The following is a 21805-nucleotide window of genomic DNA, read 5'->3' as shown; positions in this document are numbered from 1 at the left end:
TTGCAAAGCCACAGCCTTGCCCATAATCACCGACCGCCACCCGACCCCACCCCCGCCATGGAACTGACCCCGCGCGAAAAAGACAAGCTGCTGATCTTCACGGCCGCGCTGCTGGCCGAACGCCGCAAGGCGCGCGGGCTCAAGCTCAACTACCCGGAAGCCGTCGCGCTGATCACCGCCGCCGTGATGGAAGGTGCCCGCGACGGCAAGAGCGTCGCCGAGTTGATGAGCGAAGGCCGCAGCGTGCTCACCCGCGCCGACGTGATGGACGGCATCGCCGAGATGATTCCCGACATCCAGGTCGAGGCCAGTTTTCCCGACGGCACCAAGCTCGTGACCGTTCACCAGCCGATCGTCTGAACCTCCGCCACAAGAAGAAAGACCTTTTCATGCGCTTCGCAAAGACTTCTGCCCTGCTCGTCACCCTTCTGCTGCCGCTGGCCGCCAGCGCCCACACGGGCGTCGATGGCGGCGTGCACCACGGTTTCGTCACTGGCTTCATGCACCCGCTCACCGGCGCGGACCACCTCGCGGCGATGGTCGCGGTCGGCCTGTGGAGCGCGTTGGTCGCGCGCCGCGCCTGGCCCGACCTGCTGTGGGCGCCGCTGGCCTTTGCGGGCATGCTGCTCGCGGGCGCGCTGGCCGGGCTGGCCGGCGTGCAGCTGCCGGCCGTCGAACCGATGATCGCCGCCTCGCTGCTGGTGCTGGGCCTGCTGGTCGCCACGCGCGTGCACCTGCCGGCCGGCGTCGCCATGGCCGTGGTGGGCCTGTTCGCCGTCTTCCACGGCGTGGCGCACGGCCACGAACTGGCGGGCGAGCACGGCGCGGCCCTCACGCTGGCCGGCATGGTCAGCGCCACGCTGCTGCTGCACGCGGCCGGCATCGCGCTAGGCTGGGCGCTGCGCCATGCCAACGCCTGGCTGCCGCGCGTGGCCGGTGCCGCCGTCGTCGCCCTGGGTGCCACGCTGCTGGCCCAGGCGGTCTGAGGCGGCCATGACGCCCGGCGAACTCCTCACCGACGGCGGCGAGCACACGCTCAACCCCGGCCGCCGCGCCCTCACGCTGGTGGTGCGCAACACGGCCGACCGGCCGATCCAGGTCGGCTCGCACTACCACTTTGCCGAGACCAACGGCGCCCTCGACTTCGACCGCGCCGCCGCGCGCGGCATGCGGCTGAACATCGCCTCGGGCGCCGCGGTGCGCTTCGAGCCGGGCCAGCAACGCACGGTCGAGCTGGTCGACTTCTCGGGCGATCGCATCGTCTACGGCTTTCGCGGCCTGGTTCAAGGAAAGCTCTAAAACATGGCCACCATCGGGCGACGCGCCTACGCAGAAATCTTCGGCCCCACCGTGGGCGACCGGGTTCGTCTTGCGGACACCGACCTGCTGATCGAGGTCGAAGCCGACTACACGCTGCGCGCCGGCGGCTACGGCGAAGAGGTGAAGTTCGGCGGCGGCAAGACGATCCGCGACGGCATGGCGCAGTCGCAGCGCACGCGCGCGCAGGGCGCCGTCGACACGGTGATGACCAACGCCCTCATCCTCGACCACTGGGGCATCGTGAAGGCCGACATCGGCCTGAAGGATGGCCGCATCGCCGCCATCGGCAAGGCCGGCAACCCCGACGTGCAACCGGGCGTGGACATCGTCATCGGCCCAGGCACCGAGATCATCAGCTGCGAGGGCACCATCGTCACCGCGGGCGGCATCGACAGCCACATCCACTTCATCTGCCCGCAGCAGATCGAGGAAGCGCTGGCTTCGGGCGTGACGACCATGCTCGGCGGCGGCACCGGCCCGGCCACCGGCACCTTCGCGACCACGGCCACGCCCGGCCCGTGGCACATCGAACGCATGCTGCAGGCGGCCGACGCGTTCCCGATGAACCTGGGTTTCCTCGGCAAGGGCAACGCCAGCTTGCCCGACGCGCTGCACGAGCAGATCGAGGCCGGCGTCATGGGCCTGAAGCTGCACGAAGACTGGGGCACCACGCCTTCGGCCATCAGCAACTGCCTGGACGTGGCCGACGCCACCGACACGCAGGTGGCGATCCACAGCGACACGCTGAACGAATCGGGCTTCGTCGAGAACACCATCGCCGCCGTGGGCGGGCGCGCCATCTGCGCCTTCCACACCGAGGGCGCGGGCGGCGGCCATGCGCCCGACATCCTGCGCGTGGTGGGCGAGGCGAACTTTCTGCCCTCGTCGACCAACCCGACGATGCCCTACACCGTGAACACGCTCGACGAGCACGTCGACATGCTCATGGTGTGCCACCACCTCGATGCCGGCATCGCCGAAGACCTGGCCTTTGCCGAATCGCGCATCCGCAAGGAAACCATCGCCGCCGAGGACGTGCTGCACGACCTGGGCGCGATCAGCATGTTCAGCTCCGACAGCCAGGCCATGGGCCGCGTCGGCGAGGTCGTCATCCGCACCTGGCAGACCGCGCACAAGATGAAGCAGCAGCGCGGCACGCTGCCCGAGGACAGCGAACGCAACGACAACTTCCGCGCGCGGCGCTACGTGGCCAAGTACACGATCAACCCGGCCCTCGCGCACGGCATCGCGCACGAGGTGGGCTCCATCGAAGTCGGCAAATGGGCCGACCTCGTGGTCTGGAAGCCGGCCTTCTTCGGCGTGAAGCCCTTCACCATCATCAAGGGCGGCACCATCGCGATGGCCGCAATGGGCGACCCCAGCGCGTCCATCCCCACGCCGCAGCCGGTGCACTTCCGGCCGATGTTCGGCGCCTACGGCGGCTCGCTCGCCAAGAGCTCGCTGACCTTCGTCTCGCAGGCCGGGCTGGCCGCGGGCATCAAGGAGCGCTACGGCCTGAGCAAGCACCTGAGCGCGGTGAAGAACATCCGCAACGTGCGCAAGCAGGACCTGATCCACAACGGCTACACGCCGAAGATGGAGATCGACGCGCAGACCTACGCCGTGCGCGCCGACGGCCAGCTGCTGACCTGCGAGCCGGCCAAGGTGCTGCCGATGGCGCAGCGCTACTTCCTGTTCTGAACGAAGCCGCGACGCGGCTTCTGCGGTGACTCACACAGCCGGGTGCCGGCGGTGCCAGTCCGTCGCGCGCTGGAACGCCCAGCCCGCGCGCACCAGCAGGTCTTCGCCGAAGTGCGGCGCCACGAACTGGAAGGCCACCGGCACGCCCGCCTCGGTGGCGCCGCCCGGCAAGGTGAGCGTGGGGCTGCCCGTGAGGTCGAACGGGCAGGTGTAGCGCAGCATGCCCGCCAGCAGCTCCGGGTCCACGCCGAGCTGACCGGCGCGTTCGAGCGTCGGTGCCGCGAAGGGAATGGCCGGGATCAGCAGCAGGTCGACCTGCTCGAAGAACGTGCGCACGCGGCCCGTGAAATCGGCGCGGCGCAGCAGCAGCTTCTGGTAGTCGGTGGCACTTTGCGAAAGCCCGAGATCGATCAGCCCCGAGAGGCCCGGGCCGTACTCATCGCGCCGCGACGGGTACGTGGCCTCGTGCGCCACGGCGGTCTCGACCGCGCACAGCGGCGACCAGTCGAGCACGGCCTGCGCCGTGTCGGGAAACACCACTTCGCGCACCGAAGCGCCCAGCGATTCGACCGTGCGGATGGCAGCGGCGAGCGTGGCGCGCGTGGGTGCGTCCACGCGGTCCAGCGTCCACGCAGGGTCGATGCCCACGCGCAGGCCGGCCAGGCCGCGCGTCATCGTCGCCAGGTAGTCGGGCACCGGCAGCGTGCTGGCCGTGGGGTCGCGCGGGTCGGCACCGGCGATGGCCGCCAGCATCGCACCCGCATCGGCGGCGCTGCGCGTCATCGGGCCGATGTGGTCGAGCGAGGCGGCGAGTTCGAAGGCGCCGTGGCGGCTCACCCGCCCCCACGTCGGCTTCAGTCCGGTGATGCCGTTGGCCGCCGACGGAAAGCGGATCGATCCGCCCGTGTCGGTGCCCAGCGCGCCGAAGCACAGCCCCGCCGCCGTGGCCACGCCCGAGCCGCTGGACGACACGCCGGGCCACAGTGTGGCGTCCCACGGATTGACCGGCGACGCGATCTGCGGATGGTGGTCGGCAAAGGCGCCTTCGGTCTGCTGCAGCTTGCCCAAGATCACCGCGCCGGCTTCGCGCAGGCGGTGCACCACGGTCGCATCTTCCGTCGGGCGGAACGCTTTGTGGATCGTCATGCCGTGCGCGCTCGGCACGCCCTCGGTCCACAGCAGGTCCTTCACGGCCAGCGGCACGCCGTGCAGCGGTCCGCGCGCGCGGCCGGCGGCGATCTCGGTGTCGGCGCGGCGCGCCTCGTCGAGCGCCTGCGCGTCCATGCGCGTCGCGTAGCTGCGCAAGCGGCCGTCGACGGCCTCGATGCGCGCGAGCATGGCGCGCGTGACTTCTTCCGACGAGCGTTCGCGCGACTGGATCTGCCGGCCGACCTCCAGCAGTTCGAGATGATGCAATTCCTTGTCCGCCATGACTGACTCCCGCGTGTGTAGGGTTGAGAAAGAAGGTCCGAATCCAAGTGGCAGAACCTGCCACCCCGGGCGAACCTTATCGGCGCGCGGCGGCCCGCGCTGGTCTCTTTCGGACATGCACTTGTGCTGGGGCGGACACCCCGCGCGCGGCGCTCAGCGCGGCTTCAGCAGCGTGTGCGGCGCGCAGCCGTAGGCCTTGCGGAAGACCCGGCTGAAATGCGACAGGTCGGAAAACCCGTGCTGGAACGCGACGTCGGTCACGCTGTGTGCGCGCCCGCCCATCAGCGCGTCGCGGCTGGCCGCCAGGCGCGCCTGCCAGACCGCCCCCATCGCCGTGGCGCCCTGGCGCGCGAACGCCCGCGCCACCGTGCGCGCCGAGACGTGGTGCGCCTGCGCCAGCGCATCGAGCGAGAGCGCCGGGTCGTCCAAGTGGCGTTCGATGTAGGCCGTCATGCGCGCATGCAGGCCGCGCTCGGCGCCGACGTCGCCAGCCATGTCCTGCTGCAGTTCGAGCGTCACGGCCAGCAGGTCGATGAGCGCGCCGCCGAAGCGTTCGGCGGCGGCGGAATGCGGCTGCGCAAAGGCCGGGTTCGCCGTCTCCCGCAGCATCGCGTGCAGCGGCGCCGCGCCGGGGCGGTCCGCGGCGATGGTGCGGGCGGTGAAGTCTTCAGCCTTCGCGAAGCGCCGCAGCAGCAGCCGGCGCGGCATGCGCGCCAGGTAGACCGAGCGCGCGTCCAGCGTGCATTCGAACGGCCGGCCGGCGTCGTAGAGCAGCATGTCGCCGCTGCGCAGCCGCCCCTGCCGCCCGCCTTGCACCAAGGTGCCCTCGCCCTCCTGCACGAACGCCAGCCACAGGTCGTCCAGCGGATGCCGGCGCAGGTGGGGCGCGTCGCGCGACCAGTGATGCATCGGCGCCGACATGCGGTTGACGCTGACCGCGCCCACCTCGCGCACGTCGAGCCGCCCTTCGAACGGCTCGGCCGTCATCGCGCGGCTGGCCGCGGGAATGCAGTGGCGGCACACGACGTCGTGCCAGTAGTCGAAACGCAGCGGGGTGGCGACGTCGGTCGTCAGGTAGGCCAGGCTGTTCATGACGCGGATGCTGGGGCGGATGGGGCGCGCAGGCAAGTCCTTCGCGGGGCCCGGTACTTGCTAAGGAAGGAGGAACCCTTGTTGCACCGTGCCCATGCCTGCGTTTTCACTCACCCGCGCCGCGCGCGCCGCTTCAGCCGTTGCGTGGTGCCAGGTGCTCGCGAATCCACTGGGCGAGTGCGTCTTCGTCCAGCCCGCCTTCGGCGAGCTTCAGCGTGATGAGCACACAGTCGTGGTCGGACGCAAGCAGCTCGAAGCCATTGAGGTCGAGGAACACTTCCATTGCGACAAAAGCGGTTCGCTTGTTGCCGTCGGTGAAGGGGTGGTTGCGCGCGATGCCGAAGGCATAGGCGGCGGCCAGCGTGGCCGCATCGGGCGATTCGTACAGCGCGCGGTTCTGCGGCCGGCCCATGGCCGAGGCCAGAAGGCCCTCGTCGCGCACGCCTGCGGGCCCGCCGTGCTCGGCCAGCTGCTCTTCATGCACCGCATGGATCAACTGCAGGCTGAGCCAGACCCAGGCCTGGTTGGCCGCGCTCACTTCGCCAGCTCGCGCAGCACGTTGCGCCGCTTCTTCATGACGCGCCGAGCCGCCTCCATCTGGCGTTCGAAGGCGTCGTCGTACGGCGTGAGCGTGAAGCCGCCACCCGCGGCCTGCGTGAGGTAGACCGTGTCGCCCTTGCCAACCTTCATGCTGGCCAGCACCTCCTTGGGCAGGATGACGCCGACCGAGTTGCCGATCTGGGTCAGTTTGAGTGCGGACATGGCGGACTCCCACGAGCAAAAGTTATAACAAGCGTTATATTATTCCGCCTCATCTGGAGTCGCAACCCGCCATGCTCACCGCCAACAAACTCATGCCCCAGGGCCGCGGTCTCGCGCCCGTGCTGCTCAAGCGTGCCGCCACCATCGAACTCGATTGGGACGTGCGCCAGAAAAGCCGTTTCGACGCCACCGACTCGCAGGGCCGACAGATCGGCATCTTCCTGCCGCGCGGCACCGCGGTGCGCGGCGGCGACGTGCTGGTCGCGGAAGACGGCTCGCTGGTGCGCGTGATCGCGGCGCCGCAGCCGGTGCTGCGCATCACGCACTGCACCGCCCACGGCACGCCCTTCGACCTGACGCGCGCGGCCTACCACCTGGGCAACCGGCATGTGCCGATCGAGCTCAAGCCCGACCACCTGAAGATCGAACCCGACCACGTGCTGGCCGACATGCTGCGCTCGATGCACCTGATCGTCGTCGCCGTCGAGGAAGCCTTCGAGCCCGAAGGCGGCGCGTACGGCGCGCAAGGGCATTCGCATGGTGGCCACGGCCATGATCACAGCCACGACCACGGGCACTCGCACAGCAGCGGCCCGAAGCCCCTCGTGCTCGCCCCCGAACTGCTCGACGACGATCACGGCCACGGTCACGACCATTCCCACGGCCACTCGCATTGAAATGACCCACCGCCCTTCCCGTGCGCAGGACACTGGGTGCTTCCCGCAGCGAAATCAAGGAGGAGGGGCGAAGCCCCGGGGGACATTCGCGGAGGGAAGTACCCGGTGGCCTGCGCACGCGCCCTGAACCACCGCGCTGAAGAATGCCAAACCCCCACAGCCTCCTACAGCTCATCTGGCTAGCCTCCCCCGCCCTGCCGGTCGGCGGCTTCTCGTATTCCGAAGGCGTCGAGGCCGCAGTCGAATGGGCCGGCATCAACTCCGAAGCCAGCGCCACCGAGTGGCTCTCCGACCAGCTGCACCTGAGCTTCGCGCGCGGCGATCTCGCCCTGGCCGCCCAGGCGATCACCGCCTGGCGCGCGAACGACGCGCAGCGCATCCGCACCCTCAACGACTGGGTGCTGCACACCCGCGAATCCGCTGAGTTCTTCCTGCAGACCGAGCAGATGGGCCGCTCCTTCGTCGAGTGGCTCAAGCTGCACCATGCCGACACGGTCGAGGTCTTCGCCGGCCTGCCCGCGACCTACCCCGTGGCCTTCGCGTTCGCGGCCAGCCGCACCGAAGCCACCGTGCAGGACGGCTGCCTGGCCTTCGCCTTCGGCTGGGCCGAGAACATGGTGGCCGCCGCCGTCAAGGCCGTGCCGCTGGGCCAGAGCGCGGGCCAGCGCATCCTGGCGCGGCTGGCGAACGAAATCCCTGCGGCCGTCGAGCGCGCGATGGCCCTGGGCGACGACGAGCGCCAGGCCTTCGCGCCCCTGCTGGCGGTGTTGTCGGCCCGCCATGAAACACAATATTCCCGCCTCTTCCGAAGCTGACCGAACCGGACCTTTTCGCCCATGACCTCCGCCCTGCACCACATCCCGAACCGCACCAAGAAGCTCCCGCCGCTGCGCGTGGGCATCGGCGGCCCCGTCGGCTCGGGCAAGACCACCCTGCTCGAAATGCTCTGCAAGGCGATGCGCGACAAGTACGACTTGGTCGCCATCACCAACGACATCTACACCAAGGAAGACCAGCGCCTGCTCACCGTGGCCGGCGCGTTGCCGGCCGAGCGCATCATGGGCGTGGAAACCGGCGGCTGCCCGCACACCGCGATCCGCGAAGACGCGTCGATCAACCTCGAGGCCATCGACCGCATGCTCGAAGACTTTCCCGACGCCGACATCGTGTTCGTCGAATCGGGCGGCGACAACCTCGCGGCCACCTTCAGCCCCGAGCTGTCGGACCTCACGATCTACGTGATCGACGTGGCGGCCGGCGAGAAGATTCCGCGCAAGGGCGGCCCCGGCATCACCAAGAGCGACCTGTTCGTGATCAACAAGACCGACCTCGCACCCTACGTGGGCGCCAACCTCGACGTGATGGAGCAGGACACCCAGCGCATGCGCCGCCAACGCCCCTACGTGATGACCAACCTCAAGACGCTCACGGGCGTCGCCGAGGTGGTCGCCTTCATCGAGGCCCGGGGCATGCTCACCGCCGCCTGATTCTTCAACCAGGGCGGCGGCGGCCGCTCAGTGCGCCACGGCCTCCGGCATCTGCCCGAACTTCCCGCTGCCGAAGTCCTTCATCGCTTGCACGATCTCGTCGCGCGTGTTCATCACGAACGGGCCGTGGCCGACGATGGGCTCGTCGATCGGCTCGCCGCTGAGCAGCAGCACCACCGCGTCGTTGTTGGCGTCCAGCGTGAGCGCATCGCCCGCGCGGTCGAGCAGCACCATCTGCGCGTCGCGCACGACCGTCTCGCCGTTCACCTGCACCGTGCCGCGCAGCACCACCACCGCGGCCGTGTGGCCTTCGGGCACCGGCAGCGTCACCTGCGCGCCCTGGTTCAGGCGCAGGTCCCACACGTCGATGGGCGTGAAGGTGCGCGCCGGCCCCTTGTGGCCGAGGTAGTCGCCCGCGATCACGCGCACGCTGCCCGCGCCTTCGGGCAGCGGCACCGACGGAATCTGCGCATCCACGATGGCCTGGTAGCCGGGCGTGGCCATCTTGTCCCGGGCGGGCAGGTTGACCCACAGCTGCACCATCTCGAGCTCGCCGCCGTCGCGCGTGAACGCTTCGGAATGGAACTCCTCGTGCAGGATGCCCGCGCCGGCGGTCATCCACTGCACGTCACCGGGGCCGATGGTGCCGCCCTGCCCCGTCGAGTCGCGGTGCGACACCTCGCCCTTGTAGACGATGGTCACGGTCTCGAAGCCGCGGTGCGGGTGCTGGCCCACGCCGCGCGGCTGATCGGTCGGGGTGAACCGGGCCGGGCCGGCGTAGTCCAGCAGCAGGAAGGGGCTGGCGTGGCGGCCCAGCGTGTCGTAGCTGAACAGCGAGCGCACGGGAAAACCGTCGCCCACCCAGTGCGGGCGCGGTGCGCTGTAGGTGCCGAGGATCTTCTTCATGGTCTGTGTTCCTTTCCATCTGGCGGCTCGCCCGGAACGGGAAAGCCATGGATCAAGGATGGGGCCGCAACGATGCTTTGAGTAGATGCCAGAATTCGCCCTCATCGTTCCATCTGGCGAACGATCAACGGCACGGAGGGCCCCCAGCCATGCGCGACCTGAACGATCTCTACTACTACGCCCAGGTGGTCGACCACGGCGGTTTTGCCCCGGCCGGCCGCGCGCTCAGCGTGCCCAAGTCGAGCCTGAGCCGGCGCATCGCGCTGCTCGAGGAGCGGCTGGGCGTGCGCCTGATCCAGCGTTCCACGCGCCGCTTCAGCGTCACCGACATCGGCCGCCAGTACTACGAGCATTGCGTGGCCATGCTGGTCGAGGCCGACGCCGCGCAGGAGGCCATCGACCGCCTGCAGGCCCAGCCGCAGGGGCTGGTGCGGCTGTCGTGCCCGCCGGCGCTGGTGTACTACCAGGTGGCCGAAATGCTCGCCCGCTTCATGACCGAGTGCCCGCGCGTGACCGTGCAGCTCGAGAGCACCAACCGCCGCGTCGACGTGATCCGCGAAGGCTTCGACCTCGCGCTGCGCGTGCGCTTTCCGCCGCTCGAAGACACCGACCTCGTGATGAAGGTGCTGGGCCACAGCACGCAGCGGCTGGTGGCCCACCCGCGCCTGCTCGAAGGCCTGACGGCGCCGGCCAGCCCCGCCGACATCGGCCTGCTGCCCAGCCTGGACCTCGGCCCGGCCCAGCCGCACCACACCTGGTCGCTCGAAGGCCCCGACGGCGCGAGCGCCGAGGTGCGCCACCAGCCCCGCCTGGTGACCGACGACATGGCCGCGCTGCGCCATGCCGCCCTGCAGGGCGTGGGCGTGGCCAAGATGCCGACGATGATGGTGCGCGACGACCTGCAGGCCGGCCGCCTCGTCGACGCGCTGCCGCAATGGGCGCCGCGCAGCGGCATCGTGCATGCGGTGTTCCCCTCGCGCCGCGGCCTGCTGCCGTCGGTGCGCAAGCTGGTGGACTTCCTGGCGGTGGAGTACGAGGCGCTCGAGGCCCTTGAACTTTCGGGCGTATCGGCCGCGTCGGCGCCGACGCGCACCTCAGTCGACTGATCCAGCGGCCACCGCCGGCGCGTACAGCGGCAGGCGCAGCGTCAGCCCGAGCACGCCGCCATCGTCCGGCGCGGAATAGATGCGCCCGCCGTGGCGCCCCGCGATGCGCTCGCAGATGCGCGCGCTGGCCAGCGAGGCGGCGTCGAGTGCGTCGAAGAAGCGCGCCAGCGGTGGGCGTTCGCTGTCTGCGTCGAGGTCGCGCCAGTGAACGACGGCCTGCGTGCCTTCGATGCGCGCGCGCACCTGCAGCGTCGCGCCCGCCGCCATCACGCGCGCGGCATGCGCGGCCACCTTGGCCAGCAGCTCGCGCAGCTCCGACGGAATGCCGAAGACCGGCACCGCCTCCGCGGGCAGGTCCACATCGAGGCGCAGCGCCGTTGCATCGCCCGGCTCGGCGCCGAGCAACGGCCGCAGGTCCTGCACGCGGCTGTCGGCCAGTTGCTGGCGCTGCTGCGTGCGGGCCTGCCGCGCAAGGCCACGGGCGTGCACGGCCGCGCGGGCGTTGGCGACGAACAGTGCGCCCATCAGCGCGAGCACGCCGGCCAGGCCAAGGCCGATGAGCGTGGCGATGACCAGGCCGAGTGAACTGCCGTACATGGTCGGCGCTCCCTCAGCGCGGTTCGGGAAAGGCCGGCCGCGCGCAGCCGCTCGGGGCCCCGCAGCGTGGCGGGGGGCCTTCGCGAAATCCCGGCGGTGGCCCGGGCGGAAAAAGAGGGGGCGGCAGAACGATGCAGCCCGACAGGCCGAGCGCTGCCAGCACGCCCGCGAGGTGATGAATCCGGATCATGTGAATCGATGCGTTGCTTGTTCGACGGCAGGGAGCGTTCGCATGCGCCGGCAGCGCCGCCGCACGCGAAGGCAGGCCGATCAGAACGCGTGGCGAATGCCGAAGTCGTAGCCCGTCGACGAACGCGGCAGGCCCGTGTAGCCCACGCCCGTGCTGCCGTAGCCCGTGGTGCTGGCGGCCGTGAGGCTGCCCGTGTAGTTCGCGTCGTTGCGGTTGCTCACGCGCGCCACGGTGGCGTACAGCGCGGTGCGCTTGGACAGGTTGTGCACATAGCCGATCGCGAGCTTGTTCGCGCGCGGGTCGTCGCCCGTGACGCCGACCGCGCCTTCGTTGTAGCGCACGGTCGAGTACGACGCGCGGATCAGGCCCGCGCCCACCGGCATGCTCGCGCCGATCAGGTAGCCGTTGTAGCTGTCGTGGCTGTTGCCCAGTGCCGCGAGGTCGAACTTGTTCTTCACGTTCGACAGCTCGCCGAACAGCTTGACCGGGCCGAAGTCGTACGACGCGCCGAGGTTGATGGTCTGCACCTTGCGCGTGAGCGTGGTGGTGTCGGCCGCGACGTTCTGGCCCACCGCCAGCGCGATGTCCAGCGGACCGTTCGCATAGCCGAAACGCCCGCCCACATAGCGCCCGGCGCTGCTGCTGGTGGCGGCCGTGGTGTCGGTGGCGCTGGTCTTCGTGTTCTCGTTCAGGCTGTACTGCAGCTGGCCATAGAAGCCGCCGAGGTTGGGCGGCAGGAAGTAGCCGACCATGTTGCTGGCGCGCACGTAGTTCGTGTTGCCGAGCGCGGTGCTGCCGCTGACCGTGTTGATCACGCTCGAGCCCGAGCCGTTGGTGCCGAACGGGTCGAACACCGTGTCGTTCCAGAACGTGGCCGTGTAGTCGCGGCCCAGCCGCACTTCGCCGAAGCCGCCCGACAGGCTGACGGTGGAACGGCGGTTGAAGTTGGCGATGCCGGTGGCGCCGTCGTCGTTGCTGATCGGCGCCTCGAGCCAGAAGCTGGCGGCGAGCCCGCCGCCCAGGTCTTCCGTGCCGCGAAAGCCGATGCGGCTGGAGTTGTAGCCCGAGTTGGCCAGGCTCCATTGGCTCTGCTTGCTGGTGGTGCCCGTGACAGGGTTGCGCGAGGTGGCGCTCTGGTAGCTCACGCCGGCATCGACGACGCCGAACAGGGTGACCGACGATTGGGCAGAGGCCAGGCCGGTGACGGCCAGCGCGGCGAGTGCCGTGAGGGATTTCTTCATTCAGGTTTCTCCGGGGTTTTCAGCTGCTCTTCATCGAGCCGCTGACCGGATGGTCCTGTTCAAAATTGGAGGAATCTGGTGGACGCCAGCCCTCCCCTCGCGGGTGTTGTTTTGCGTTCACGCGCCAGCCGGTGCGTGAACGCCCTGCGCCGGGCAGGCTACTCGGCCGTGCGAAGCGCAGGCGCCGGGGCTGGCGCCGCGCGCCGCGCATAGCGCTGCGCCAGCACCGCGCACACCATCAGCTGCATCTGGTGGAACAGCATCAGCGGCAGCACGATCGCGCCGACGGCGTGCGAGGCGAACAGCACCTTGGCCATCGGAATCCCGCTCGCCAGGCTCTTCTTGGAGCCGCAGAAGACGATGGTGATCTCGTCTTCGATGTTGAAGCCGAAACGCCGCGCCATGAACGTCGTGAGACCCAGCGCCAGCGCCAGCAACACGCCGCACACCAGCAGCAGCCCCAACAGCGCACTCACGGGAATCTGCTTCCAGAGCCCTTCGATCACCGCCGCGCTGAAGGCCGTGTAGACCACCAGCAGGATCGAGCCCTGGTCCACGAACTTCAGCACCGCGGCGCGCTTCTGGATCCACTTGCCGATCAGCGGACGCGACAGGTGACCGATCACGAACGGCACCAGCAGCTGCAGCAGGATGCGCCCGATCGCGTCGAGCGACGACGACGACGCCACCGCACCGCCTTCAGGCAAGACCACCAGGCTCACCAGCACCGGCGTGATGAACACGCCCAGCAGCGTCGAAGCCGAAGCACTGCAGATGGCGGCCGGCATGTTGCCGCGCGCCATCGCCGTGAACGCAATCGCCGACTGCACCGTGGCGGGCAGCACGCACAGGAACAGCACGCCCGTGTACAGCTGCGGCGTCACCAGCGGCCCCAGCACAGGCCGCAGCGCGAGCCCCAGCGCCGGAAACAGGATGAAGGTGCAGGCGAACACCAGCAGGTGCAGCCGCCAATGCGTGATGCCCGCGAGGATCGCCTCGCGCGACAGCTTGGCGCCGTGCAGGAAGAACAGCAGCCCGATCGCGACCGTGGTCAGGCCCTCGAAGAAATGGGCCACGCGGCCGCTGGCGGGCAGCAGGCTGGCCAGGGTGACGACCACGACGAGCGCGATCGTGAAGTTGTCGGGGAGAAAGCGTGAACGTGCCATGCCCCGCATTGGACCTTCCGCCCATTCAAAAGAGAAATGGATTTATCGGATGGATATATGATTTGAGCGCATGAACGTCACGCTGCGCCAACTCCGCGTCTTCCGCTCGGTGGCCGAGGGCCGCAACTTCAGCCGCGCCGGCGACCAGGTGGGGCTGAGCCAGCCGGCGGTGAGCCGGTCGATCTCGGAGCTCGAGGCCCAGCTCGGCCTCAAGCTGCTGGACCGCACCACGCGCGAGGTGGTGCTGACCGAAGCCGGCCACTCGTTCGCGGCCCGGCTCGACCGCGTGCTCGACGAACTTGACCAGACCCTGCAGGACGTGGCCGGCCTGGCCAGCGCGCGCGGCGGCAAGGTGCGCGTGGCCAGCAGCCCCACGCTCTCGGCCAACCTCATGCCCGACTGCATCGCGGCCTGCGCGGTGCAGGCGCCGGGCATCCAGTTTTTGCTGCTCGACCGCATCCAGCAGGACGTGCTGGACAGCGTGCGCAGCGGCGAGGTCGACTTCGGCGTGGTGATCGAGCCCTCCGAGGCCGACGACCTGCACTGCGAGTCGATCCTCAACGACCCCTTCATGGTGGTCACGCTGCCCGGCCACCGGCTGACGGAAAAGAAGGCCTCGGTGAACTGGTCGGCGCTCGACGGCCAGCCGCTGGTGCTGCTCGACCACGCCTCGGGCAGCCGGCGCCTCATCGACCAGGCACTGGAGCGGCACGGCGCGCGCTGCGACGTGAAACAGCAGCTGGGCCATGCGACCACGGTGTTCCGCATGGTCGAGGCCGGCATCGGCATCAGCGTGATGCCGGACCTGTCGCTGCCGCCCGAAGGGCTGGCGCGGCTGGTGGTGCGCCCGCTGGTGCCGAACGTGCAGCGCGCGATCATGCTGATCCGGCGCCGCAACCGCGAGCTGTCGCCGCTGGCGCAGCGGGTCTGGCGCATGGTGCGCGAGACGGCGGCGCTCAGTGAGACGCCCGCGGCCCCGCCGACGAAGGCGCGCTGAAGAAGCGCTCCTGCCGCTGGCGCACGCAGAAGTCGATCAGCTCCTCGACCTCGGTGGCCTTGTCGAACACCGCGTCGGCGCCGAGCTGCGCGCACTTGCGGCGCGTCTCGGGCGTGGCGTGGTTGCTGAGCACCACCATCTTCTGTTTCGGATCGCGGTTGCGGCAGGCCTCGAGCACGCTGAAGCCGGTGCCGTCGCCCAGGAACAGGTCGACGATGGCCAGGTCCCACAGCGCCGGGTTGCGCGTGAGCCAGCGCGTGCCCTCAGCCTCCGACTCGGCCTGGCCGACCGGATCGATGCGCGCCATCTCGCGCAGCGTGCCCGCCAGGCTGGCGCGCTGGGCGGGGTTGTCTTCGACGATGAAAGCGCGGACGGTGGTCATGACGGGCTCTGCAAAGGGACAAATGCAGGCTACAAATTGCGCCCGCCACAAGTCGAAGGTGTGACACCCCACCGCGCGTAGGACATCACCCGCCGGCCACCCGCCCGGACTCAGAGCGTGAGGATGGTGCAGCCCGTGGTCTTGCGCGCCTCGAGGTCGCGGTGCGCCTGCTGCACGTCGGCCAGGGCGTAGCGCTGGTCGATCGGGATCTTCACCGCGCCGCTTTGCACCACGGCGAACAGGTCGTCGGCCATGGCTTGCGTGCGCTCGCGCGTGGCGATGTGCGTGAACAGCGTCGGGCGCGTCACGTAGAGCGAGCCCTTCGAGGCCAGCAGGCCGAGGTTGACCGGCGGCACCGGGCCCGAGCCGTTGCCGAAGATCGCCAGCAGGCCGAAGGGGCGCAGGCTGTCGACGGAGCCTTCGAAGGTGTCCTTGCCCACCGAGTCGTACACCACCTTCACGCCCTGGCCGCCGGTGATCTCCTTCACGCGCGCCGCGAAGTTCTCGGTGCTGTAGTTGATGGCGTGCGCCGCGCCGTGCGCCAGCGCGAGCTTGCACTTGGCATCGCTGCCGGCCGTGCCGATGAGCTGCAGGCCGAGCGCCTTGGCCCACTGGCAGGCGATGAGGCCGACACCGCCGGCCGCCGCATGGAACAGCACGAAGTCGCCGGGCTGCAGGCCTTCGGCGGGCAGCGTCTTCTTCAGCAGGTACTGCGCGGTGAGGCCCTTGAGCATCATGGCCGCGCCGGTCTCGAAGGAGATGTCGTCGGGCAGCTTGCACACGCACTTGGCAGGCATCACGCGCAGCTCGCAATAGGCGCCGGGCGGTTGGCTCGCGTAGGCGGCGCGGTCGCCGGCCTTCAGGTGCGTCACGCCCTCGCCCACCGCCTCGACGATGCCCGAGGCTTCCATGCCCAGCTGCAGCGGCATCTGGAACGGGTACAGGCCGGTGCGCTGGTAGGTGTCGATGAAGTTCAGGCCCACGGCCTTGTGGCGGATGCGGATCTCGCCGGGGCCGGGCTCGCCCACCTCGACCTCGACGACCTTCAGTTCCTCGGGACCGCCGTGGCGGTCGATACGGACGGCTTTGCTCAACATCGTTGCTGTCTCCACGCAGGGGAAAAAAGAATGGGACGGGCATCGTGCCACGTTTGGCCATTTCTCGACGGGCCACGGACACTGCGCGGGCCCGGTAGAGTCGGCGGCCATGTCGTCCGCATCGCACCACCGCCTCACGCCTCTCACCGCCCTTCTGCTTACCGTGCCGCCGCTGCTGTGGGCCGGCAATGCGGTGGTCGGCCGGCTGGTGCGCGCGCTGGTGTCGCCGCTGACGCTGAACTTCGTGCGCTGGGTGATCGCGTTCGTGCTGCTGCTGCCGCTGGCGGCCTGGGTGCTGCGCCGCGACAGCCCGCTGTGGGCGCACTGGAAGCGCTACGCATTGCTGGGCCTGCTGGGCATCGGCCTGTACAACGCCTTCCAGTACCTGGCGCTGCAGACCTCCACGCCGATCAACGTCACGCTGGTGGGCTCCAGCCTGCCCCTGTGGATGCTGGCCGTGGGCACGCTGTGCTTCGGCGCGCGCATCAGCCGGCGCGCGCTGGGCGGCGCGCTGCTGTCGATGCTCGGCGTGCTGCTGGTGCTCAGCCGTGGCGAGTGGCAACAGCTGCTGGCGCTGCGGCTGGTGCCGGGCGACCTCTACATGATCGCGGGCACCATCGCCTGGGCCTTCTACAGCTGGCTGCTGGCGCGCACGCACGAGCCCGTCAATGTGCGCAGCGACTGGGCCGCCTTCCTGATGGCGCAATTGGTGTTCGGTGTGGTGTGGTCGGGCGCGCTGGCCGCCGGCGAATGGACGCTGACCGACGCCCACATCGACCTGGGCTGGCCGCTCGTGAGCGCGATGCTGTTCATCGGCATCGGCCCGGCCGTGCTGGCCTACCGCTGCTGGGGTACCGGCGTGCAACGCGCGGGCCCGCAGGCGGCGAGCATCTTCATGAACCTCACGCCGCTGTTCGCGGCCGTGCTGTCGGCGGCCTTCCTCGGCGAGGCGCCGTACTGGTACCACGGCGCCGCCTTCGTGCTGATCGTCGGCGGGATCGTGGTGTCGTCGCGGCGCTGAACGCGCGCCGCTGCGTCGGTCAGTAAGTGCCCGGGTAGGCGCCGCCGTCGGCCAATACGTTTTGCCCGGTCATGTAGCCGGCTTGCACGCTGCACAGGAACGCGCAGATCGCGCCGAACTCCGCCGGGTTGCCGAAGCGCTTGGCCGGAATGTTCTTCTTGCGCGCTTCCCACACGGTGTCGAAATCCTGGCCCGACTTCTGCGCCGCGCCGGCCATCGTGCCCTTGAGGCGGTCGGTCTCGAAGGAGCCCGGCAGCAGGTTGTTGATGGTCACGCCCTGCGCCGCCACCGAGGTGCGCGCCACGCCGGCCACGAAGCCCGTGAGGCCGCTGCGCGCGCCGTTCGACAGGCCCAGGATGTCGATCGGCGACTTCACCGAGCTCGACGTGATGTTGACGATGCGACCGAAGCCGCGCTTGGCCATGCCGTCCACCGTGGCCTTGATGAGCTCGATGGGCGTGAGCATGTTGGCGTCGACCGCCTTGATCCACGCCTCGCGGTCCCAGTTGCGGAAGTCGCCGGGCGGCGGGCCGCCGGCGTTGGTGACGACGATGTCGAAGTCGTGGCCCAGCGCGAACACGGCCGCGCGGCCGGCTTCGGTGGTGATGTCGGCCGCCACCTGTTTGACGAAGGGGCCCGACGGCCCGGCCGCTGCCACCAGCTGCTTCGCGGCCGCATCGAGCGCCTCGGCGCCGCGCGCCACGATCACCACGTTGACGCCCTCGCGCACCAGCGCCTCGGCGCAGCCGTAGCCCAACCCCTTGCTCGCGCCGCACACCAGTGCGGTCCTGCCTGCAATGCCCAGATCCATGTGTTTGCTCCAGTCGATCGATCGATCGATGCTGCAGGGGCTACCGCCCCTTGCGTGTGAAAACGAAGATGCCCGCGATGACGAGCACCGTGCCGGCCGCGATCCACGCGGTGAACGGCTCACCCAGTATGACCACCCCCATGAGGATGGTCGACAGGGGTCCGATCATGCCGGTTTGCGCCGCAATGGCGGGGCCGATGCGCTCGATGGCCATCATCACCATGAGGACAGGCACAGCCGTGCACAGCGTGGCGTTGAGCACCGACAGCCAGATCACCTCGGGTGCCACCGCCATCGCCGCGCTCATGGGCCGCGTGAGCACGAACTGCAGGATGCACAGCACGCAGGCCACGGTGGTCGCGAGCCCCACGAGCCGCAGCGACCCGAGCCGCTTAACGAACTCGCCGCTGTACACGAGGTAGCCCGCATAGCTCACCGCGCTCAGGAACACGAGGAATGCACCCCATGCCGCCGCGCCGCCGCCCTTGCCGTCGCCGCCGGTCCACAGCTCGTGGCCGAACACCAGCAGCACGCCGGCGTAGCTCACGACCATGCCGAACACCTGCGGGCGCGTCGGGCGGCGCCTGTACAGCAGCCAGCCGAAGAACAGCACCAGCGTGGGGTTGAGGTAAAGAATCAGCCGCTCGAAGCTGGCCGAGATGTAGGCCAGCCCGGCAAAGTCGAGAAAGCTCGCGAGGTAGTAGCCCGAGAAACCGAGCCCGAGGATGCCGAGCCAGTCGCGCGTCGTGAGCGCGGGCTTGCCGCGCCCGGCCCACCACGCCATCAGCGCGAACAGCGGCAGCGCGAAGAGCATGCGCAGCATGATGAGCGTGATGGCGTCGACGCCGTAGCGGTACGCCAGCTTGACGATGATGGCTTTGCCGCTGAACGCGATGGCGCCCAGCGTGGCAAGGACGAGGCCGGTGGCGTAGCCCTTGCGGGCGGCCTCGTGTCCGTGCGGGGGAATGCCGACCGATGCGGCTGTCTTGTTCATCCCCCGATCATCCCTTGATCCTCAGTAGCCTGCAGCGAGGCCGTCGCGGCGCGGGTCGCTTGCGGCCACGTAGCCTTCGACCGAAGGCTCGCCCGCGCGCCAGATGAACTGGCCGGCGCCGAAGTCCTGGTACGAGTCGTTGATCACCTCGAGGTGGTGGCCCAGGTCGCGCAGGCCCTGCAACGTATTGGCATTCATCGCGGCCTCGACATTGATCTCGAGCCCCGCGTTGAAGCGCCAGCGCGGCGCATCGCACGCGGCCTGCGGGTTCTGGCCGTAGTCGAGCATGCGCACCAGCGTCTGCATGTGGCCCTGCGGCTGCATGTTGCCGCCCATCACGCCGAAGCTCATCACCGGCTGGCCGTCCTTGGTGAGGAAGGCCGGGATGATGGTGTGGAACGGGCGCTTGCCCGGCGCCACCACGTTCGGGCTCTCGGCCTTGAGGCTGAAGCCGTGGCCGCGGTTCTGCAGGCTGATGCCGAACTCGGGCTCCACGCAGCCCGAGCCGAAGCCCATGTAGTTGCTCTGGATGAAGCTCACCATCATGCCGCTCTCGTCCGCCGCGGTGAGGTAGATGGTGCCGCCCTTGACCGGGTTGCCGGCCTTGAAGTCCTGCGCCTTGTTCACGTCGATGAGTCTCGCACGCGAAGCCAGGTAGGCGTCATCGAGCATTTGCGCGGGGGTCACCGTCATCGACGATGGCTCCGACACGTAGCGGTACACGTCGGCGAAGGCCAGCTTCATGGCTTCGATCTGCAGGTGCTGCGACTGCACCGAGTCGACCGGCAGCGAGGCGATGTCGAACTTCTCGAGGATGCCCAGCGAGATCAGCGCCGCGATGCCCTGGCCGTTCGGCGGGATCTCGTGCAGCGTGTGGCCGCGGTAGTCGCGCGAGATGGGCTTGACCCACTCGGGCTGGTAGGCCGCCATGTCGGCCACGGTGAGCGCGCCGCCCTGTTCTTGCGAGAACTTGGCGATGGCCTCGGCGATCTCGCCGTTGTAGTAGGCCTCGCCCTTGGTGCGGGCAATCGCCTTGAGCGCGCGGGCCGCCGCGGTGAAGCGGAACAGCTCGCCGACCTCGGGCGCGCGGCCCCAGGGCAGGAAGGCCTGCGCGAAGCCGGGCTGCGACTGCAGGATCGGCGTGGCCGCCGCCCACTTGCCCTGCACCACCGGCGGCACGAGGTAGCCGCGCTCGGCGATGTCGATGGCGGGCGCCATCAGGTCGGCGAACGGCAGCTTGCCGAAACGCTCGCTCATCGCGACCCAGCCGCGCACCGCGCCCGGCACCGTGACCGAGTCGATGCCACGCATCGGCGGCGTGGCGGCGTCGGCACCGTATTTGGCCTTGAAGTATTCGGGCGTCCAGGCCTTCGGCGCGGGGCCCGAGGCGTTGAGGCCGTGCAGTTCCTTGCCGTCCCACAGGATGCAGAAGGCGTCGCTGCCCAGGCCGTTGCTCACGGGCTCGACCAGCGTCATCACGGCGGCCGTGGCAATGGCCGCATCGACCGCGTTGCCGCCCTGCTGAAGAATGCGCAGGCCGGCTTGTGCAGCCAGCGGGTGCGACGTGGCGACCACGTTGCGTGCAAACACCGGCAGGCGGGTCGAGAGGTAGGGATTGTTGAAGTCGAAGTTCATGTCGGCGTGCTCTCGTTAGTCATTCGTGATCTTGCGATCGACGACGATCTTTTTCCACTTGGCGGCGTCAGTCGCCACCATCTTTGCGAACTGCTCGGGCGTGCCCGCGTTCGCCGGCTCGATGCCCAGGCGGGCGAGCTTGTCCTTCAGTTCCGGATCGGCCAGCGCCTCGTTGGCGGCCTTGTTCACGCGCGCCACGATGTCGGCCGGCAGCCCTTTCGGGCCGTAGAAGCCGAACCAGGTGGTCGACTCGAAGCCGGGCAGCGTGTCAGCGATGGGCGGCAGCTCGGGCGCGAGCGGGCTGCGCTTGAGCGAGGTCACGCCCAGCGCGCGCAGGCGGCCGTCGCGCACGTGCGGCATGCCGGTGGGCAGCGAATCGAACAGCACGTCGACCTTGCCGCTGATGAGGTCGGGCACCGCCAGCGCCGTGCCGCGGTAGGGAATGTGCGTGACGAACACGCCGGCCTGCGCCTTGAACAGCTCCGCCGTGAGCTGCACGATGGTGCCGTTGCCGCTCGATGCGTAGTTGAGCTTGCCGGGGTTCTTCTTGGCGTTGTCGATCCATTCGCGCACCGTCTTGGCGGGCGTGTTGACCGGCACCAGCATGATGCTCGGCGCGTCGCCCACGTGGGCGATGGGCGTGAAGTCGCGCACCGTGTCGTAGGGCAGCTTGGGCGTGATGGCCGGGCCGATGGCATGCGTGCTCGTGGTCGCGAGCAGCAGCGTGTAGCCGTCGGGCGGCGCCTTGGCCGCGAGGTCGGAACCGATCGCACCGCCGGCGCCGGGCTTGTTGTCGACCACCAGCGTGGCGCCGAGTTTCTCGCCCATCTTCTGGCCCAGCGTGCGGGCAAAGAGGTCGGTGGCGCCGGCCGCCGGGAACGGCACGATCAGGCGGATGGGCCGGTTCGGGTAGTTCTGGGCCAGTGCGGGCACCGCGGCCAGCACCAGCGCAGCCGCGGCAAGCGCGGCGCGGGTGGTTCGTTTCATGGAATTCATTGTGTCCGAGGTGGTGTGTCGGGAGCGCGCCTTGTCCGACGTGGCCGCAGGATTGGACACGCGGGGCATTGAAAAGGGAAATGGATTTATCGGATAGATATATGAATCCGGCGCATCAATGTGGCCACGGCCATTCCCTCGGCCATCACGCGGCACACGGCCTTGCGCCCGACCATCAGAAATAGCGATGGGGTCG

The 21805-nt window shown here is 69.3% G+C and carries 24 protein-coding genes; 10 read left to right on the top strand and 14 right to left on the bottom strand.

Annotation, left to right across the window (positions count from 1 at the left end):
• Positions 1-57 precede the first annotated feature (57 nt).
• From AC07OX_RS06615 to ureC, 4 genes are read left to right on the top strand one after another with little or no spacing between them, the layout of a single operon-like run.
• The gene (locus AC07OX_RS06615; protein WP_062474548.1) at positions 58-360 is read left to right on the top strand and encodes an urease subunit gamma; all 303 of its coding nucleotides are present in this window, start codon (positions 58-60) and stop codon (positions 358-360) included.
• A 29-nt stretch (positions 361-389) separates the two neighbouring features.
• Complete coding sequence (locus tag AC07OX_RS06610) at positions 390-986, top strand: HupE/UreJ family protein (protein ID WP_495260839.1); 597 nt, start codon at positions 390-392, stop codon at positions 984-986.
• A gap of 7 nt (positions 987-993) precedes the next feature.
• Positions 994-1299, top strand: coding sequence for an urease subunit beta (locus tag AC07OX_RS06605; protein WP_495260840.1), 306 nt, complete (start codon positions 994-996; stop codon positions 1297-1299).
• A gap of 3 nt (positions 1300-1302) precedes the next feature.
• On the top strand, positions 1303-3021 hold the full coding sequence (gene ureC / locus AC07OX_RS06600) for an urease subunit alpha (RefSeq protein ID WP_062482937.1): 1719 nt from the start codon (positions 1303-1305) through the stop codon (positions 3019-3021).
• Between the two features lie 30 nt (positions 3022-3051).
• On the opposite strand, the gene AC07OX_RS06595 is transcribed toward ureC, so the two are convergent.
• From AC07OX_RS06595 to AC07OX_RS06580, 4 genes are all read right to left on the bottom strand, one after another.
• The gene (locus AC07OX_RS06595) at positions 3052-4452 is read right to left on the bottom strand and encodes an amidase (RefSeq protein WP_495260841.1); all 1401 of its coding nucleotides are present in this window, start codon (positions 4450-4452) and stop codon (positions 3052-3054) included.
• 153 nt (positions 4453-4605) lie between these two features.
• Complete coding sequence (locus tag AC07OX_RS06590; protein WP_495260842.1) at positions 4606-5544, bottom strand: AraC-like ligand-binding domain-containing protein; 939 nt, start codon at positions 5542-5544, stop codon at positions 4606-4608.
• A 133-nt stretch (positions 5545-5677) separates the two neighbouring features.
• Positions 5678-6082 (bottom strand): type II toxin-antitoxin system death-on-curing family toxin, encoded by a 405-nt coding sequence (locus tag AC07OX_RS06585; RefSeq protein WP_495260843.1) that lies wholly within the window; start codon positions 6080-6082, stop codon positions 5678-5680.
• Positions 6079-6306 (bottom strand): AbrB/MazE/SpoVT family DNA-binding domain-containing protein, encoded by a 228-nt coding sequence (locus AC07OX_RS06580; RefSeq protein ID WP_095743901.1) that lies wholly within the window; start codon positions 6304-6306, stop codon positions 6079-6081. Before AC07OX_RS06580 ends, AC07OX_RS06585 begins: the two co-directional genes overlap by 4 nt.
• Before the next feature lie 71 nt (positions 6307-6377).
• Between AC07OX_RS06580 and ureE the strand changes: the two genes are divergently transcribed.
• From ureE to ureG, 3 genes are all read left to right on the top strand, one after another.
• Positions 6378-6983 carry an urease accessory protein UreE gene (ureE, locus tag AC07OX_RS06575; protein ID WP_495260844.1) on the top strand — a complete coding sequence of 202 codons (606 nt, stop codon included), beginning with the start codon at positions 6378-6380 and terminating at the stop codon, positions 6981-6983.
• A gap of 143 nt (positions 6984-7126) precedes the next feature.
• On the top strand, positions 7127-7798 hold the full coding sequence (locus AC07OX_RS06570) for an urease accessory protein UreF (RefSeq protein ID WP_495260845.1): 672 nt from the start codon (positions 7127-7129) through the stop codon (positions 7796-7798).
• Between the two features lie 21 nt (positions 7799-7819).
• Positions 7820-8470 carry an urease accessory protein UreG gene (gene ureG, locus AC07OX_RS06565; protein WP_369644510.1) on the top strand — a complete coding sequence of 217 codons (651 nt, stop codon included), beginning with the start codon at positions 7820-7822 and terminating at the stop codon, positions 8468-8470.
• 27 nt (positions 8471-8497) lie between these two features.
• On the opposite strand, the gene AC07OX_RS06560 is transcribed toward ureG, so the two are convergent.
• Complete coding sequence (locus tag AC07OX_RS06560) at positions 8498-9376, bottom strand: pirin family protein (protein ID WP_495260846.1); 879 nt, start codon at positions 9374-9376, stop codon at positions 8498-8500.
• Positions 9377-9525: 149 nt separating this feature from the next.
• Here AC07OX_RS06560 and AC07OX_RS06555 point away from each other — a divergent pair, with 149 nt between their 5' ends.
• A complete protein-coding gene (locus AC07OX_RS06555) occupies positions 9526-10482 on the top strand; it encodes a LysR family transcriptional regulator (RefSeq protein WP_139700107.1) in 957 nt (318 codons plus the stop codon).
• Here the strand turns inward: AC07OX_RS06555 and AC07OX_RS06550 are convergent.
• From AC07OX_RS06550 to AC07OX_RS06540, 3 genes are all read right to left on the bottom strand, one after another.
• Positions 10471-11079 (bottom strand): ATP-binding protein, encoded by a 609-nt coding sequence (locus AC07OX_RS06550; RefSeq protein WP_495260847.1) that lies wholly within the window; start codon positions 11077-11079, stop codon positions 10471-10473. The genes AC07OX_RS06555 and AC07OX_RS06550 overlap by 12 nt on opposite strands.
• A 270-nt stretch (positions 11080-11349) precedes the next feature.
• Positions 11350-12510, bottom strand: coding sequence for a porin (locus AC07OX_RS06545; RefSeq protein ID WP_095743896.1), 1161 nt, complete (start codon positions 12508-12510; stop codon positions 11350-11352).
• 158 nt (positions 12511-12668) lie between these two features.
• Positions 12669-13676, bottom strand: a complete 1008-nt coding sequence (locus AC07OX_RS06540; protein ID WP_495260848.1) for a bile acid:sodium symporter family protein — start codon at positions 13674-13676, stop codon at positions 12669-12671.
• 70 nt (positions 13677-13746) lie between these two features.
• On the opposite strand from AC07OX_RS06540, the gene AC07OX_RS06535 reads away from it, so the two are divergent.
• On the top strand, positions 13747-14673 hold the full coding sequence (locus AC07OX_RS06535; protein WP_495260849.1) for a LysR family transcriptional regulator: 927 nt from the start codon (positions 13747-13749) through the stop codon (positions 14671-14673).
• Here the strand turns inward: AC07OX_RS06535 and AC07OX_RS06530 are convergent.
• Entirely contained in the window at positions 14633-15055 is a 423-nt protein-coding gene (locus AC07OX_RS06530; RefSeq protein ID WP_495260850.1) for a response regulator, read from the bottom strand. The two genes, AC07OX_RS06535 and AC07OX_RS06530, sit on opposite strands and share 41 nt — an antisense overlap.
• 110 nt (positions 15056-15165) lie before the next feature.
• The gene (locus AC07OX_RS06525) at positions 15166-16152 is read right to left on the bottom strand and encodes a quinone oxidoreductase family protein (protein ID WP_495260851.1); all 987 of its coding nucleotides are present in this window, start codon (positions 16150-16152) and stop codon (positions 15166-15168) included.
• A gap of 109 nt (positions 16153-16261) precedes the next feature.
• Between AC07OX_RS06525 and AC07OX_RS06520 the strand changes: the two genes are divergently transcribed.
• Entirely contained in the window at positions 16262-17173 is a 912-nt protein-coding gene (locus AC07OX_RS06520) for a DMT family transporter (protein ID WP_495260852.1), read from the top strand.
• Positions 17174-17192: 19 nt separating this feature from the next.
• Here the strand turns inward: AC07OX_RS06520 and AC07OX_RS06515 are convergent, their stop codons facing one another.
• The 4 genes from AC07OX_RS06515 to AC07OX_RS06500 are packed head-to-tail and all read right to left on the bottom strand — an operon-like array spanning position 17193 to position 21600.
• Positions 17193-17984, bottom strand: coding sequence for an SDR family oxidoreductase (locus AC07OX_RS06515; protein WP_495260853.1), 792 nt, complete (start codon positions 17982-17984; stop codon positions 17193-17195).
• Positions 17985-18024: 40 nt separating this feature from the next.
• Positions 18025-18978 carry a DMT family transporter gene (locus AC07OX_RS06510; protein WP_070063637.1) on the bottom strand — a complete coding sequence of 318 codons (954 nt, stop codon included), beginning with the start codon at positions 18976-18978 and terminating at the stop codon, positions 18025-18027.
• A 21-nt stretch (positions 18979-18999) separates the two neighbouring features.
• Complete coding sequence (locus tag AC07OX_RS06505) at positions 19000-20613, bottom strand: gamma-glutamyltransferase family protein (RefSeq protein ID WP_495260854.1); 1614 nt, start codon at positions 20611-20613, stop codon at positions 19000-19002.
• A gap of 15 nt (positions 20614-20628) precedes the next feature.
• Positions 20629-21600 carry a tripartite tricarboxylate transporter substrate binding protein gene (locus AC07OX_RS06500; protein ID WP_070063639.1) on the bottom strand — a complete coding sequence of 324 codons (972 nt, stop codon included), beginning with the start codon at positions 21598-21600 and terminating at the stop codon, positions 20629-20631.
• Between the last annotated feature and the right edge of the window lie 205 nt (positions 21601-21805).

It is taken from the genome of Variovorax sp. GW821-FHT09D07, from assembly GCF_059416345.1.
The sequence above is the reverse complement of the archived record's forward strand: the minus strand, read 5'-3'. Positions and strand labels throughout refer to the sequence as shown.